The organism is Melaminivora alkalimesophila (assembly GCF_000282995.1).
GTDB classification, from domain to species: Bacteria; Pseudomonadota; Gammaproteobacteria; order Burkholderiales; family Burkholderiaceae_C; genus Melaminivora; species Melaminivora alkalimesophila.
The window spans coordinates 1-530 of sequence record NZ_ALEE01000431.1 but is presented as its reverse complement, the minus strand read 5'-3'; the positions used below and the strand labels follow the sequence as shown (position 1 = coordinate 530).

Here is a 530-nt window from a genome sequence, read left to right as displayed (position 1 = left end):
TGCGAGTCGCCTCCCGCCGGCGCGCCCGCAGCGCCCCCGGTGACGACAACGCCCTGCAGGTGCGGCAGCGGCTGACCCAGCTCCCGGATGCGCTCCCACTGCGCCCGCTCGGCGACCACCAGGAGCGAGACTTCCGCATCCTGCAGGATATAGGCGATGCTGCCGGGATTGTCGATGGCGTGCAACGGCACCGGCACGCAGCCGCAGGCGAGCACCGCCTGGTCGATGGTCATGGCATCGAAGCCGTTGGGCAGCAAGATCGCTACGCGCGCCCCGGCCGGCAGGCCCGAGGCGGCAACGGCACGCGCCCATTGCTGCACGCGCGCAAGCGCCTGGTGCCAGCTTAGGCTCTGCCAGCGGCCGGTGGCCGGGTCGTGTTGGCGGTAGGCCTCGCCGTCGGGGGTGGCGCGGGCGCGCAGCGCGAGCAGGTCGGGCACGGTGCGCACATCGCCGAGTTCGGAGAAAGCAGTGGTCATGCGGGTAGGCCCGGTCGTTCTCGGGTAAACCCTCAATGATAGCGGCAGGGCCCG

The 530-nt window shown here is 71.9% G+C and carries 1 protein-coding gene; it reads right to left on the bottom strand.

What is annotated here, in order from left to right; all coding sequences use genetic code 11:
• The coding region (locus tag A612_RS08485) for an AMP-binding protein (RefSeq protein WP_040436411.1) at window positions 1-476 on the bottom strand (476 nt) is incomplete at its 3' end.
• Between the last annotated feature and the right edge of the window lie 54 nt (window positions 477-530).